Raw genomic sequence first — 12,615 nt, 5'->3', positions numbered from 1 at the left:
GCCGGCAAAGCCGGCTCCTACATGGGTGGTGCCTCTGTAGGAGCGGGTTTACCCGCGATCACTGGCGAAGCCAGTGCCACACGGCGCCTCGCTGTCTTCATTGAGGCATATTGACGCAAGTCGCATTGCCATTAAGCGGGCCGGTCGCTACAGTGACGGCCCGTTTTTTGTTGCCTCGCTAACGAAATCATGACTCCCCTAGAACGCTATCAAGCAGATCTGAAACGTCCCGACTTCTTCCATGACGCGGCGCAGGAAACTGCGGTGCGTCACCTGCAGCGCCTGTACGACGACCTGGTGCACGCGCAGAACAACAAGCCGGGCGTGTTCGGCAAGCTGTTCGGCAAGAAGGAGCAGACACCGGTCAAGGGCCTGTACTTCTGGGGTGGGGTAGGGCGAGGCAAGACCTACCTGGTCGACACCTTCTATGAAGCGCTGCCGTTCAAGCAGAAGATGCGCACGCACTTCCACCGCTTCATGAAGCGTGTGCACGAAGAGATGAAGACCCTCAAGGGCGAGAAGAACCCGCTGACCATCATCGCCAAGCGTTTCAGCGAAGAAGCCAAGGTGATCTGCTTCGACGAGTTCTTCGTGTCCGACATCACCGATGCGATGATCCTCGGTACCCTGATGGAAGAGCTGTTCAAGAACGGCGTGTCGCTGGTGGCCACCTCCAACATCGTGCCGGACGGCCTGTACAAGGACGGCTTGCAACGTGCGCGCTTCCTGCCGGCCATTGCCATGATCAAGCAGTACACCGACGTGGTGAACGTCGACAGCGGTGTCGACTACCGCCTGCGCCACCTGGAACAGGCCGAACTGTTCCACTTCCCGCTCGACGCCGCCGCTCACGAAAGCCTGCGCGCCAGCTTCAAGGCGCTGACTCCCGAGTGCACCCAGGCCGTCGAGAACGACGTGCTGATGATCGAAAACCGTGAAATCCACGCCCTGCGCACCTGCGACGACGTGGCCTGGTTCGACTTCCGCGCCCTGTGCGACGGCCCGCGCAGCCAGAACGACTACATCGAACTGGGCAAGATCTTCCACGCCGTGCTGCTGAGCAACGTCGAGCAGATGGGCGTGACCACCGACGACATCGCCCGTCGCTTCATCAACATGGTCGACGAGTTCTACGACCGTAACGTGAAGCTGATCATCTCGGCGGAAGTGGAACTGAAGGACCTGTACACCGGTGGGCGCCTGAGCTTCGAGTTCCAGCGCACGCTCAGCCGCCTGCTGGAGATGCAGTCCCACGAGTTCCTGTCGCGGGCGCACAAGCCGTAAACATTCGAACGTTGACGCGATCGTCGTAGGAGCCGGCTTTGCCGGCGAACACCGGCGCAGCCGGTGCCATGCACCGCGGCGCCTGGTTCGCCAGCAAGGCTGGCTCCTACTGGTTTGTGCGGTGACGCATCTCAGGCTTCCTGCATGAACTGCTGCCGATACTGGTTCGGCGACAGCTCGGTATGCTGGCGGAACAACCGGGCGAAGAAACTCGCGTCGTCATAGCCCACTTCATAGCTGATGGTCTTGATGCTCTTGCGCGTGCTCGACAGCAGGCCCTTGGCCGTCTCGATACGCAGGCGCTGCAGATAGTGCAGGGGCTTGTCGCCGGTGGCGCCCTGGAAACGGCGCATGAAGTTGCGGATGCTCATGCCGTGGTTGCGGGCCACGTCCTCGAAACGGAACTTGTCGGCGAAGTGCTCTTCGAGCCAGTGCTGGATCTGCAGGATGATGAGGTCCTGGTGCAGCTTCTGCCCACCAAAGCCCATGCGCCCCGGCGTGTAGCTGCGCTGTACCTCGTAGAGGATGTCGCGGGCCACGGCGCGGGCCACGTTGGCGCCGCAGAAGCGCTCGATCAGGTAGATGTACAGGTCGCAGGCTGAGGTGGTGCCGCCGGCGCAGTAGAGGTTGTCGGCGTCGGTGAGGTGCTTGTCCTGGTTCAGGCGGATCTTCGGGTAGCGCTCGGCGAAGTTGCTGAAGAAGCGCCAGTAGGTGGTCGCCTCCTTGCCGTCGAGCAGGCCTGATTCGGCCAGCCAGAACACCCCGCTGGCCTCGGCGCACAGCACCGCGCCACGGGCGTGCTGGGCGCGCAACCAGGGCAGTACCTGGGGGTAGCGTTGCAGCAGGTTGTCGAAGTCGTCCCAGAAGGCCGGGAGGATGATCACATCGGCGTCGTTCAGGCCGCTGTCGACCGGCAACTGCACATTGCTGAAGCTGTCCACGGGCAGGCCGTCGGGGCTTACCAGGCCGATTTCGAACATCGGCTGCAGGCCCAGGCCCAGCTGCTTGCTGTAGCGCAGGCTGGCGAGGTGGAAGAAATCCTTGGCCTGCATCAGTGTCGAAGCGAACACTTTATCAATGGCCAGGATGCTGACGCGCCGCAGCGACGCGGAGGGTTGGGTAAACATCATTGTCATTGTTCTTATAGGGTAGAGTGGTCAATCACCGGCTGGATCGTCTTATTTTTTGGCGATTGTGTCTACCCCGATGCACGGCAGTGCCTTCTTCGCGGCTGAAGCCGCTCCTGCAGGATGGGCGCTGAACCCTGTAGGCGCGGCTTCAGCCGCGATTTGGTTCAAGGCGCCGGGTTGGGCTGCTCCTGGTGAATTGCCTCGATCGCCGCCAGCAATTCGTCGCCCAGGTTCAGCGCCAGGCTGTCGATATTGCTCTGCAATTGCTCTTCCGTCGTCGCACCGATGATGTTGCTGGTCACGAACGGCTGGCGCGTCACGAACGCCAGGGCCATCTGCGCCGGGTCCAGGCCATGTTCACGGGCCAGTTGCACATAACGGCTGCAGGCCGCCACCGTCTGTGGGTTGGAGTAGCGGGCGAAGCGGCTGAACAGGGTCAGGCGACCATCGGCCGGGCGGGCGCCATTTTCGTACTTGCCCGACAGCATGCCAAAGGCCAGCGGCGAGTAAGCCAGCAACCCGCACTGCTCGCGGATCGCCACTTCCGCCAGGCCCACCTCGAAGCTGCGGTTGAGCAGGTTGTAGGGGTTTTGTATCGACACCGCGCGCGGCCAGCCGCGGCTTTCGGCCAGGTGCAGGAATTTCATCGTGCCCCACGGGGTTTCGTTGGACAGGCCGACATGGCGGATCTTGCCGGCGCGCACCTGCTCGTCGAGCACTTCCAGGGTTTCTTCCAGTGGCGTGAAGATGTCCTGGGGCAGGTGCTGGTAGCCCAGCTTGCCGAAGAAGTTGGTACTGCGCTCGGGCCAGTGCAACTGATACAGGTCGATGCGGTCGGTCTGCAGGCGTTCCAGGCTCGCGTCCAGCGCGGCGACGATGTGCTGGCGGTTGTGCTTGAGCTGGCCGTCGCGGATGTGGCTGATGCCGTTGCCGGGGCCGGCGACCTTGCTGGCCAGCAGCCAGTCGTCACGGTCGCCATATTTCGCGAACCAGTTGCCGATGATGCGTTCGGTGGCGGCATAGGTTTCCGGGCGCGGTGGCACCGGGTACATCTCGGCGGTGTCGATGAAGTTGATGCCGGCTTGCTTGGCCAGTGCGATCTGGGCGAAGGCCTGCTCCTGGGTGTTCTGCTCGCCCCAGGTCATGGTGCCCAGGCACAGGGCGCTGACGTTGAGGTCGGTACGACCGAGCTTGCGGTATTCCATCGGGGAGCGGCTCCTGGGCAAAGATAGCCATAAAAGCAGGTTGAAATTTTTTGCGCAATCTGGATAATTCTGCCCCTCTCCGTGTGGCGGAAGTGATGCACCACCACGCAGGATGAACCCCGTCGAACATTGGCGTGCCCGACCCGAGCCCCCAAAAGCGTCAGCGTTCGGCTGCGCGCTTGCCCTTGGCAAGTTGTGCACTATCCAGTAAGATTCGCCGTCTATTTTTCGCTGGGCGGCCTCTGAGGCTTTAGAGAATGAAAACTTTTACTGCTAAACCGGAAACAGTAAAGCGCGAGTGGTTCGTAGTCGACGCCGCTGGTCAGACCCTGGGTCGTCTGGCTACCGAAATCGCTAGCCGCCTGCGTGGCAAGCACAAGCCAGAATACACCCCTCACGTTGACACCGGCGACTACATCGTCGTCATCAACGCCGAGCAGGTTCGTGTGACTGGTGCCAAGTCTTCCGACAAGATGTACTACTCCCACTCCGGCTTCCCGGGCGGTATCAAGGAAATCAACTTCGAGAAGTTGATCGCCAAGGCCCCTGAGCGTGTTATCGAAACCGCGGTCAAAGGCATGCTGCCGAAGAACCCGCTGGGTCGCGACATGTACCGTAAGCTGAAAGTGTACGCGGGTGCTGCTCACCCACACACTGCTCAGCAGCCTCAAGAACTGAAGATCTAACGGGATAGTTCATTATGTCGGCGACTCAAAACTACGGCACTGGCCGTCGCAAGACCGCAACCGCACGCGTTTTCCTGCGTCCGGGTACTGGCAACATCTCCATCAACAACCGTTCTCTGGACGTGTTCTTCGGCCGCGAAACCGCTCGCATGGTTGTTCGCCAGCCGCTGGAACTGACCGAAACCGTTGAGAAATTCGACATCTACGTCACCGTTTCTGGTGGTGGTGTCAGCGGTCAGGCCGGTGCAATCCGCCACGGCATCACCCGCGCCCTGATGGAATACGACGAAACCCTGCGTGGCGCCCTGCGTCGTGCTGGCTACGTCACCCGCGACGCCCGTGAAGTCGAGCGTAAGAAAGTGGGTCTGCGTAAAGCGCGTAAGCGTCCTCAGTACTCCAAGCGTTAATACCGCTTCGGCAGTCGAAAAAAGCCCGGTTCCTTGGAACCGGGCTTTTTTTATGTCTTGAACTAACCTGTCAGCTAGTCCGTGGTTGTTTGCCGCATAGACACAGATCAAGCAAAGCGAGGGTTGCACCCCAACTAGCGGGTAATCACCTTGTCAGTGTGTGGATTTGTTCCTTACCATTGCGGCCAATTTTTAGTGCCACAGACATACCTAAGTAGATGCCTGTTAGAGCAGGCCAAGCAAGCTGATGGGAGAGGACTGAATGAGCAATGACGGCGTCAACGCAGGCCGGCGCCGCTTCCTCGTAGCCGCGACATCCGTGGTCGGGGCAGCGGGGGCAGTGGGGGCTGCGGTACCGTTCGTAGGGTCATGGTTTCCCAGTGCCAAGGCGAAAGCCGCGGGTGCACCGGTGAAGGTCAATATTGCCAAGGTCGAGCCCGGGCAGCAGATGGTGGCTGAGTGGCGTGGGCAACCTGTATTCATCGTGCGGCGAACGGAGGAGATCCTCGGTAATCTGAAAAAGATCGCTGGTGAACTCTCCGACCCCGAATCCAAGGCGTCGGTGCAGCCCACCTACGTCGACCCGCAGAATCGTTCGATCAAGCCCGAGATCCTCGTCCTGGTCGGCCTTTGCACTCATCTGGGTTGCTCGCCGACGTTCCGTCCTGAAGTCGCCCCGGCCGACCTCGGCCCGAAATGGGTCGGTGGCTACTTCTGCCCGTGCCACGGTTCGCACTACGACCTGGCAGGCCGTGTCTACAAGTCCCAGCCGGCGCCGCTGAACCTGCCAGTGCCACCGCACTCGTACGAGTCGGACGATCTCATCGTCATCGGCATCGATCAGGAGAAAGCATGATGAGCAAGTTCATGGAGTGGATCGATGCGCGCTTCCCCGCGACGAAAATGTGGGAAGACCATCTGAGCAAGTATTACGCGCCCAAGAACTTCAATTTCCTGTATTTCTTCGGCTCCCTGGCACTGCTGGTACTGGTCAACCAGATCGTCACCGGCGTGTGGCTGACCATGAGCTTCACCCCCTCGGCGGAAGAGGCCTTTGCTTCGGTCGAGTACATCATGCGCGACGTCGAGTACGGCTGGATCCTGCGCTACCTGCACTCCACCGGCGCCTCGGCATTCTTCATCGTGGTCTACCTGCACATGTTCCGCGGCCTGCTCTACGGCTCCTACCAGAAGCCTCGCGAGCTGGTCTGGCTGTTCGGCATGCTCATCTACCTGGCGCTGATGGCCGAGGCCTTCATGGGCTACCTGCTGCCGTGGGGCCAGATGTCCTACTGGGGTGCCCAGGTGATCATCTCGCTGTTCGGTGCGATCCCGGTGATCGGCGGCGACCTAACTCAGTGGATCCGTGGTGACTACCTGATCTCCGGTATCACCCTGAACCGCTTCTTCGCCCTGCATGTGGTGGCCCTGCCGATCGTCATTCTCGGCCTGGTGGTGCTGCACATCCTGGCGCTGCACGAAGTGGGTTCGAACAACCCGGATGGTGTGGATATCAAGAAGAAAAAGGACGAGAACGGCATTCCGCTGGACGGCATTCCGTTCCACCCGTACTACACCGTCAAGGATATCGTCGGTGTGGTGGTGTTCCTCTTCGTGTTCTGCGCCGTGGTGTTCTTCTTCCCGGAAATGGGTGGCTACTTCCTGGAAAAACCGAACTTCGAGCAGGCCAACGCCTTCAAGACGCCTGAGCACATCGCACCGGTCTGGTACTTCACGCCGTTCTACGCGATCCTGCGCGCGGTCCCTGACAAGCTGCTCGGCGTGATCGCCATGGGCGCTGCCATTGCCGTGCTGTTCGTGCTGCCCTGGCTCGACCGCAGCCCCGTGCGCTCCATGCGCTACAAGGGCTGGCTGAGCAAGATCTTCCTGCTGGTGTTCTGCGTGGCCTTCGTCATCCTCGGTGTGCTGGGCGTGCTGGCGCCAACGCCGGGCCGGACCTTGCTGTCGCAGGTGTGTACGGTGCTGTACTTCGCCTACTTCCTGCTGATGCCGTTCTACACAAGGCTTGAGAAGACCAAACCGGTTCCGGAAAGGGTGACTGGCTGATGAAAAAGTTGATTGCAGTATTTTTGCTGGCACTGATGCCTGGCCTGTCCTTCGCTGCCGAACACAGCCTGGAGCTGGACAAGGTCGATGTCGACCTGACCGACAAGGCCGCCCTGCAGGACGGCGCGCGTACCTTCGCCAACTATTGCATGGGTTGCCACAGCGCCAAGTTCCAGCGCTACGAGCGGGTAGCCGACGATCTGGGGATACCCCACGAGCTGATGCTCGAGAACCTGGTGTTCACGGGTGCCAAGATTGGCGACCACATGAAGATCGGCATGCAGCCGAACGATGCCAAGACCTGGTTCGGCGCGGCGCCACCCGACCTCACCCTGGTCGCCCGGGTGCGCGGCAACGACTGGCTGTACACCTACCTGCGCAGCTTCTACGAAGATCCGGCGCGCCCCTACCGGGTGAACAACAAGGTATTCCCTAATGTAGGCATGCCCAACGTGTTGGTCGGGCTGCAAGGCAACCAGGTGATCGGTTGCAAGCAGGTGCAGACCGTGATCGACGGCAAGAAGCAATTCGACCCGCTGACCGGTAGCCCGTTGACCCATGAAGCGTGCGACCAGCTGACCGTAGAAGAGAAATCCGGTACCCTGACCACCGAGCAGTTCGACGAGAAGGTCAAGAACCTGGTGACCTTCCTGGCCTATTCGGCCAACCCGGTCAAACTGGAAAGCCAGCGCATAGGCACCTATGTCCTGCTGTACCTGGCTTTCTTCTTCGTGTTCGCCTACTTGCTCAAGCGCGAATACTGGAAGGACGTGCACTGATCACGCAGTAGTTTCTGGTAGTTGAACGCGCCCGGGGCGCCTTGGCAGATATGCCGGGGTGCCCCGGGCGCGTTTTCATTTAGAGTTTTACAAGCATCCCGTGCGAGGAGGCGCTACATGGGCGCAACCAACAGGTTAGCCTGCTATTCCGACCCCGCTGATCATTATTCTCATCGGGTACGCCTCGTGCTCGCGGAGAAAGGCGTCACGGTGCAGATCATCGATGTCGACCCCAAGCGTCTACCGCCCAAGCTGGTTGAAGTGAACCCCTACGGCAGCCTGCCGACCCTGGTCGATCGAGACCTGGCGTTGTACGAGTCATCGGTGGTGATGGAGTATCTCGAGGAGCGCTACCCGCACCCAGCGCTGATGCCGGTCTATCCGGTGGCCCGTGGCAACAGCCGCCTGCTGATGCATCGCATCCAGCGCGACTGGTGCGCATTGGTCGACACGGTGCTCGATGCGCGCAACAGCGACGCGGTGCGCGCCCAGGCGCGCAAGGAGCTGCGTGAGAGCCTTACGGGTGTGGCGCCGCTGTTTGGCGAGATGGCCTGCTTCATGAGCGAGGAGCAAAGCCTGGTCGATTGCTGTCTACTGCCCATCCTCTGGCGTTTGCCGGTGATGGGTATCGAATTGCCGCGGCAGGCCAAGCCGCTGCTGGATTACATGGAGCGACAGTTCGCCAGGGAGCCTTTCCAGGCGAGCCTGTCCGCTACCGAACGTGAAATGCGCAAGGTTTAAAAAAGGAGCCGTTGATGAACTCCAGTCGCCCTTATCTGGTTCGAGCGCTGTACGAGTGGATCGTCGACAACGATTGCACCCCTCACATGCTGGTCAATGCCGAGTATCCGGCCGTCCAGGTGCCCCAAGGTTTCGCCAGTGATGGCCAGATCGTGCTGAACATCTCCCCCAGCGCCGTGCGCAGCCTGCACATGGACAATGAAGCGGTGAGCTTCGAGGGGCGCTTCGGTGGCGTGGCTCACACGCTGTACGTGCCGGTCGGCGCCATCCTGGGTATCTATGCCCGGGAGAATGGCCAGGGCATGGTCTTCGAGCTCGAGCCGCCGCTCGATGATGAAGATGATTTGACGGCTGATGAGGGTGTCGAACCAAATGACGATGGTCCGCCGGAGGGTGGTGGCCAACCGCCACGTCCGAGCGGTCGACCCAGCCTCAAGGTGGTCAAGTAACAAAAAAGGCGATCCGGATGGATCGCCTTTTTTGTTACAGCTGTCGGATCACAGGTCCTTGATGCTCTGTACCTGGTCCTTGTTGATGCGGGTCGGCTTGCCGTCCAGCTGCTTGAACTCGTAGAAGCCCGAGGCGCGGTCGAATTCCGGCGTGTCGGTGGTCTGCAGTTCGCGGCCATCGTTGAGGGTGATCACGCTCGGGGTGGAGCAGCCGGCCAGGGTGGCGAAAGCGCCGATGAGCAGGGCGGGCAGCAGAAGCTTCTTCATGAGTGTTTCCTGGTTCTCAAGGGTTGTTCGCCGGCAAGGCGGCTCCTGCGCAGGTCTGCAGGAGCCGCCTCGCCGGAGAAGGGGTCAGTCGATGTATTCGAACAGCTTGACGATCTTCTGCACGCCCGAGACGCCCTGTACCACATTGGTGGCGGCGTTGGCCTCTTGCTGCCTGACCAGGCCGAGCAGGTAGACGATGCCGTTTTCGGTGATCACCTTGATGCGTGAGCTGGGGACACTCTCGTCGGCCAGCATCTGGGTCTTGATCTTGGTGGTCAGCCAGGCGTCGTTGTTGCGCGCGAGGATGGACGAGGGTTGGATGACCTGCAGTTCGTTGTGCACCTTCTTGACCCGCTGGACCTGGCTGGCGGTCTGCTCGGCCAGGGACTTGAGGTCGGCGCGTGGGGTCTGGCCGGCGAGCAGTACAACACCGTTGTAGCTGCTGACGACAACATGCGAGCCCTTGTCCAGCTCAGGGTTGGCCTTGGCGATGTTGACCGAGACCTTGGTTTCGATCAGCGAATCGTCGATCTTGCTACCGATGGTGCGGGTACCACGGTCATCCTCGATGGGCGAGTTGCGGGTCGAGGTCAATACCGAGCTGCAGCCGGAGAGGCTCAGGCACAGGGTGAGGGCCATCAGGCCGAGACGCTTGGGGATCATTCTTCACTCCCGAACAGTTGGCTGTCGATCAGGTCGCACAAGCAATGGATCGCCAGCAGGTGGACTTCCTGGATGCGTGCGGTGACCGTCGAGGGGACGCGGATCTCCACGTCCTCGGGCAGCAGCAACGACGCCATGCCGCCGCCGTCGCGGCCGGTCAGGGCGACGACAATCATTTCGCGGTCATGGGCGGCCTGGATCGCCTGGATCACGTTGGCCGAATTACCGCTGGTGGAGATCGCCAGCAGGACGTCGCCGGGTTGGCCCAGGGCGCGAATCTGCTTCGAAAAGACTTCGTTGTAGCTGTAGTCGTTGGCGATCGAGGTGAGTGTGGAGCTGTCGGTGGTCAGGGCGATGGCTGGCAGGCTCGGGCGCTCGCGCTCGAAGCGGTTGAGCAGCTCCGAGGAAAAGTGCTGGGCGTCGCCGGCCGAGCCGCCATTGCCGCAGGCGAGCATCTTGCCGTCGCTGAGCAGGGCGTTGACCATGACCAGGCTGGCCTGCTCGATGTGGGGTGCCAGGATGTCCATTGCCTGTTGCTTGGTGTCGATGCTGGCCTGGAATAGCCGGCGAATTCGGGATTGCATGTCCATCTGGGTGACCTTAAGTAGGGCGGTGGCTGGCGCGACGCGCGACAGGGACCAGCCCGCGAAACATAGAGCTTGGAATTCGGATAGGGTTCAGCATTCGAAGGCGTTTTTCAGCCATTGAAGCGGTTGCCCCGCGTGCCCCTGGCCCTGCAGGGCGACAACATCGAAGCGGCAGGGTTGTTTGGCCCAGCGGGGTTCGCTCTGCAGGAAAAGGTTGGCGGCAAGCGTCAGTCGCTTCTGCTTGCGCCCATCGATACTGCCGAGCGCGCCACCAAAGCCCGCGTGCAACCGATAGCGGACTTCGACGAATACTACTGTATCGGCATCGAGCATGACCAGATCGAGCTCGCCACCCTTGCATCGCCAGTTGCGGGCGAGCAGCTGCAGACCCTGCCCTCGGAGAAGCTCGAGGGCGTGGTCTTCGGCGGCCTGGCCGGCGCAGGCAGGCGATGCATCGTGCATCAGCGAGGCGTATCCGGCAGGCGCTTGACCTGGCCGCCGGAAAACTCGGCCCAGGGTAATTGGCGCTCGACACGCTGATTGACGTTCATGCTCAGGCTGCCGGATTGGCCTTCGATGCGGTTGCCTGGCAGTGCCTTGAGCTGGTCCAGGCGAGGGGCCAGGCTGTAGGCATCGACGCCCATGGCGTACAGGCGGCCGAGGCTGCCCGCGGCCTGGGGCCACTGCTGCACCACCTGCTGGCGCAGGCTGTTGGTGCTGTCGAGCAGCCACGGGGTTTCGCAGAAGCGGATGCCGTTCATGTCGTTGTACTGGTTGACGTCACCGCTGGCGCTGTAGAGGTTCGAGGTGGCGTAGACCGGTACATCGCCGGCGTACTGGAAATTGAGCGTCGGCTTGATCTGCTGGGCTTGCTGCGGGGTGGCGGCCAGGAAGATGAAGTCGATGTCCTGCCGGCGCGACGGTTGTGCGGCAATGTTGCCGCCTACGGTGCTTTGCAGGCTCTTGGCGCGGCCTTCGCTCTGGCGCAGCTGGAACAGCTCGGCGATCTGCTGGGCCAGGGCGACTGGCTGGGCGATGCGTTCGGCGGCGAGCAGGGTGCCGCCATTGGCTTCCCAATCCTTGCGGAAGGCGGCGAGCACGCGATCACCCCATTCACCGCTCGGGACCAGCGCAACGGCGCGGGCCATGCCGTCGGCACGGGCGCGGCGGGCAACTTCGCGGGCTTCGTCCTCGGCGGCGAGACCGAACTGGAACAATTGTGGCGGTGCTTTCTGGCCGGCGTCGGCGTAGTTCAGCGCCAGGGTGGTGATGGGCAGTTGTGGATAGGCGGCGAGCTTCTTCACCAGGGGTTTTTCCAGCGGGCCGACGACCAGTTGCACGCCTGCGGCCTGGGCCTGGCGGTAGAAGTCATCGAGCGAGGTGATGCGCGAGCTGTCGAACACCTGGACGGCAGGTGCTGGCTGGCCACCTTGCTGGGCCTGGAAGTGGGCGGCCATGAAACCGTCGCGCAGAGCGCGGGCAACGCCTGCCAGCTGGCCTTCCTGAGGCAGCAGCAGGGCGATCTTGGTCAGTGGCTGGCTGGCCAGTTCCTTGAGCTTGGTCAGGGCCACCGGCAGTTGTTTCGAAGCTGGGTGGTCGGGGTGTTGCTTGCGCCAGGCGTCGATGGCCGCTTGCTGCTGCTCCAGGGTGCCAGCGCTCTTGACTGCGAGTGCCAGGCTGGTCCAGCCGGCGAGTGTCGCGTCGCTGGAGGGCTGCTGCAGTTGTTCGGCGGGCAGCGAGGCGACCAGGGCCCAGATGGTGTCATTGTTGGTCGCGGCTGCCTGGCCGCTGAGCAACGGGGTGAGCAGTACGCGCTGCTGGGCGGCTGCCAGGGCCTGGCCGTCGGCTTCCAGTGCGGCGGCATGCACGCTGTAGGTGCGTGCCTGCTGTTCCTCCGGCAGTTCGCCGGCGCGTTGCAGGCTCGGGTGGGCGAGGGCGGCGAGGGCGGCCTTGGGCTGGTTGCGGCTCATGGCCAGTTCGGCGGCCAGCGTGGAGGCGAACACTTGCTGCGCGGGCTTGAGCGAGTCCAGCGGCACCTGCTCGAGAATGCGGGCGGCGCGGGGGAAGTCCTTTTGCTTGTAGGCCAGGTCGGCGGCGCTCAGGCGCAGCAGTGCGGCGTCTTCGGCTGACTTGCTGGTGGCTGCCTTGTCGAGCAGTTGCTCGATGCTGGCGTCCGGGGTGCGTGGCAGTTCGCCCAGGCTGGATGAGGGCGAGCTGGCGCAGGCTGCCAGCAGGGCGGCGAGGCAGAGGGCTGTGAACAGCCGCAGGCAAGCGATCATGTAAAGGTCCTGTTACTCGATCAAGTTGGCCGACAATTGTACCCAAGCGGCGGTCTGGGCGCGATCTTGCC

The 12,615-nt window shown here is 62.0% G+C and carries 15 protein-coding genes; 8 read left to right on the top strand and 7 right to left on the bottom strand.

What is annotated here, in order from left to right; all coding sequences use genetic code 11:
- Positions 1-189: 189 nt before the first annotated feature.
- Positions 190-1,284 (top strand): cell division protein ZapE, encoded by a 1,095-nt coding sequence (gene zapE / locus NGM28_RS19285; protein WP_011535560.1) that lies wholly within the window; start codon positions 190-192, stop codon positions 1,282-1,284.
- A 131-nt stretch (positions 1,285-1,415) separates the two neighbouring features.
- Here zapE and NGM28_RS19280 read toward each other — a convergent pair whose 3' ends face one another.
- Both NGM28_RS19280 and NGM28_RS19275 read right to left on the bottom strand, forming a co-directional pair.
- Positions 1,416-2,336: a GlxA family transcriptional regulator gene (locus NGM28_RS19280; protein ID WP_213661241.1), complete on the bottom strand. Its 921-nt coding sequence runs from the start codon at positions 2,334-2,336 to the stop codon at positions 1,416-1,418.
- Between the two features lie 242 nt (positions 2,337-2,578).
- The gene (locus NGM28_RS19275) at positions 2,579-3,619 is read right to left on the bottom strand and encodes an NADP(H)-dependent aldo-keto reductase (protein WP_252091131.1); all 1,041 of its coding nucleotides are present in this window, start codon (positions 3,617-3,619) and stop codon (positions 2,579-2,581) included.
- 257 nt (positions 3,620-3,876) lie between these two features.
- Here NGM28_RS19275 and rplM point away from each other — a divergent pair, with 257 nt between their 5' ends.
- The 7 genes from rplM (at position 3,877) to NGM28_RS19240 (ending at position 8,748) form a co-directional block, all read left to right on the top strand.
- A complete protein-coding gene (gene rplM, locus NGM28_RS19270) occupies positions 3,877-4,305 on the top strand; it encodes a 50S ribosomal protein L13 (RefSeq protein WP_003260798.1) in 429 nt (142 codons plus the stop codon).
- Between the two features lie 14 nt (positions 4,306-4,319).
- Entirely contained in the window at positions 4,320-4,712 is a 393-nt protein-coding gene (gene rpsI, locus NGM28_RS19265) for a 30S ribosomal protein S9 (protein WP_003260797.1), read from the top strand.
- Positions 4,713-4,974: 262 nt separating this feature from the next.
- Positions 4,975-5,568: a ubiquinol-cytochrome c reductase iron-sulfur subunit gene (petA, locus tag NGM28_RS19260; protein WP_011535557.1), complete on the top strand. Its 594-nt coding sequence runs from the start codon at positions 4,975-4,977 to the stop codon at positions 5,566-5,568.
- Positions 5,568-6,779, top strand: coding sequence for a cytochrome b (locus tag NGM28_RS19255; protein WP_240065889.1), 1,212 nt, complete (start codon positions 5,568-5,570; stop codon positions 6,777-6,779). The genes petA and NGM28_RS19255 overlap by 1 nt, the downstream gene beginning before the upstream one ends.
- Complete coding sequence (locus tag NGM28_RS19250) at positions 6,779-7,558, top strand: cytochrome c1 (RefSeq protein ID WP_011535555.1); 780 nt, start codon at positions 6,779-6,781, stop codon at positions 7,556-7,558. The genes NGM28_RS19255 and NGM28_RS19250 overlap by 1 nt, the downstream gene beginning before the upstream one ends.
- 117 nt (positions 7,559-7,675) lie before the next feature.
- Positions 7,676-8,299, top strand: coding sequence for a glutathione S-transferase N-terminal domain-containing protein (locus tag NGM28_RS19245; RefSeq protein WP_240065890.1), 624 nt, complete (start codon positions 7,676-7,678; stop codon positions 8,297-8,299).
- Positions 8,300-8,313: 14 nt separating this feature from the next.
- Entirely contained in the window at positions 8,314-8,748 is a 435-nt protein-coding gene (locus tag NGM28_RS19240; RefSeq protein ID WP_240065891.1) for a ClpXP protease specificity-enhancing factor, read from the top strand.
- Between the two features lie 48 nt (positions 8,749-8,796).
- Here the strand turns inward: NGM28_RS19240 and NGM28_RS19235 are convergent, their stop codons facing one another.
- From NGM28_RS19235 to NGM28_RS19215, 5 genes are all read right to left on the bottom strand, one after another.
- Entirely contained in the window at positions 8,797-9,015 is a 219-nt protein-coding gene (locus NGM28_RS19235; protein ID WP_011535552.1) for a YgdI/YgdR family lipoprotein, read from the bottom strand.
- An 84-nt stretch (positions 9,016-9,099) separates the two neighbouring features.
- Positions 9,100-9,678 carry a BON domain-containing protein gene (locus NGM28_RS19230; RefSeq protein ID WP_240065892.1) on the bottom strand — a complete coding sequence of 193 codons (579 nt, stop codon included), beginning with the start codon at positions 9,676-9,678 and terminating at the stop codon, positions 9,100-9,102.
- The gene (locus tag NGM28_RS19225; protein WP_011535550.1) at positions 9,675-10,268 is read right to left on the bottom strand and encodes a phosphoheptose isomerase; all 594 of its coding nucleotides are present in this window, start codon (positions 10,266-10,268) and stop codon (positions 9,675-9,677) included. The genes NGM28_RS19230 and NGM28_RS19225 overlap by 4 nt, the downstream gene beginning before the upstream one ends.
- Positions 10,269-10,355: 87 nt before the next feature.
- Complete coding sequence (locus tag NGM28_RS19220; protein ID WP_240065893.1) at positions 10,356-10,727, bottom strand: YraN family protein; 372 nt, start codon at positions 10,725-10,727, stop codon at positions 10,356-10,358.
- Positions 10,727-12,544, bottom strand: coding sequence for a penicillin-binding protein activator (locus NGM28_RS19215; protein WP_240065894.1), 1,818 nt, complete (start codon positions 12,542-12,544; stop codon positions 10,727-10,729). Before NGM28_RS19215 ends, NGM28_RS19220 begins: the two co-directional genes overlap by 1 nt.
- Positions 12,545-12,615 lie beyond the last annotated feature (71 nt).

Origin of the sequence: Pseudomonas sp. MWU13-3659, assembly GCF_023757525.1 — a bacterium.
In the GTDB taxonomy this organism is placed as follows: domain Bacteria; phylum Pseudomonadota; class Gammaproteobacteria; order Pseudomonadales; family Pseudomonadaceae; genus Aquipseudomonas; species Aquipseudomonas entomophila_E.
This window is presented reverse-complemented; position numbering and strand designations above follow the sequence as displayed.

What these genes read in the sequence shown, in the direction of transcription:
- zapE (WP_011535560.1), top strand. Translation starts at nt 190, where the DNA reads ATGACTCCCCTAGAACGCTATCAAGCAGATCTGAAACGTCCCGACTTC.
- NGM28_RS19280 (WP_213661241.1), bottom strand. Translation starts at nt 2,336, where the DNA reads ATGCAGGCCAAGGATTTCTTCCACCTCGCCAGCCTGCGCTACAGCAAG.
- NGM28_RS19275 (WP_252091131.1), bottom strand. Translation starts at nt 3,619, where the DNA reads ATGGAATACCGCAAGCTCGGTCGTACCGACCTCAACGTCAGCGCCCTG.
- rplM (WP_003260798.1), top strand. Translation starts at nt 3,877, where the DNA reads ATGAAAACTTTTACTGCTAAACCGGAAACAGTAAAGCGCGAGTGGTTC.
- rpsI (WP_003260797.1), top strand. Translation starts at nt 4,320, where the DNA reads ATGTCGGCGACTCAAAACTACGGCACTGGCCGTCGCAAGACCGCAACC.
- petA (WP_011535557.1), top strand. Translation starts at nt 4,975, where the DNA reads ATGAGCAATGACGGCGTCAACGCAGGCCGGCGCCGCTTCCTCGTAGCC.
- NGM28_RS19255 (WP_240065889.1), top strand. Translation starts at nt 5,568, where the DNA reads ATGAGCAAGTTCATGGAGTGGATCGATGCGCGCTTCCCCGCGACGAAA.
- NGM28_RS19250 (WP_011535555.1), top strand. Translation starts at nt 6,779, where the DNA reads ATGAAAAAGTTGATTGCAGTATTTTTGCTGGCACTGATGCCTGGCCTG.
- NGM28_RS19245 (WP_240065890.1), top strand. Translation starts at nt 7,676, where the DNA reads ATGGGCGCAACCAACAGGTTAGCCTGCTATTCCGACCCCGCTGATCAT.
- NGM28_RS19240 (WP_240065891.1), top strand. Translation starts at nt 8,314, where the DNA reads ATGAACTCCAGTCGCCCTTATCTGGTTCGAGCGCTGTACGAGTGGATC.
- NGM28_RS19235 (WP_011535552.1), bottom strand. Translation starts at nt 9,015, where the DNA reads ATGAAGAAGCTTCTGCTGCCCGCCCTGCTCATCGGCGCTTTCGCCACC.
- NGM28_RS19230 (WP_240065892.1), bottom strand. Translation starts at nt 9,678, where the DNA reads ATGATCCCCAAGCGTCTCGGCCTGATGGCCCTCACCCTGTGCCTGAGC.
- NGM28_RS19225 (WP_011535550.1), bottom strand. Translation starts at nt 10,268, where the DNA reads ATGGACATGCAATCCCGAATTCGCCGGCTATTCCAGGCCAGCATCGAC.
- NGM28_RS19220 (WP_240065893.1), bottom strand. Translation starts at nt 10,727, where the DNA reads ATGCACGATGCATCGCCTGCCTGCGCCGGCCAGGCCGCCGAAGACCAC.
- NGM28_RS19215 (WP_240065894.1), bottom strand. Translation starts at nt 12,544, where the DNA reads ATGATCGCTTGCCTGCGGCTGTTCACAGCCCTCTGCCTCGCCGCCCTG.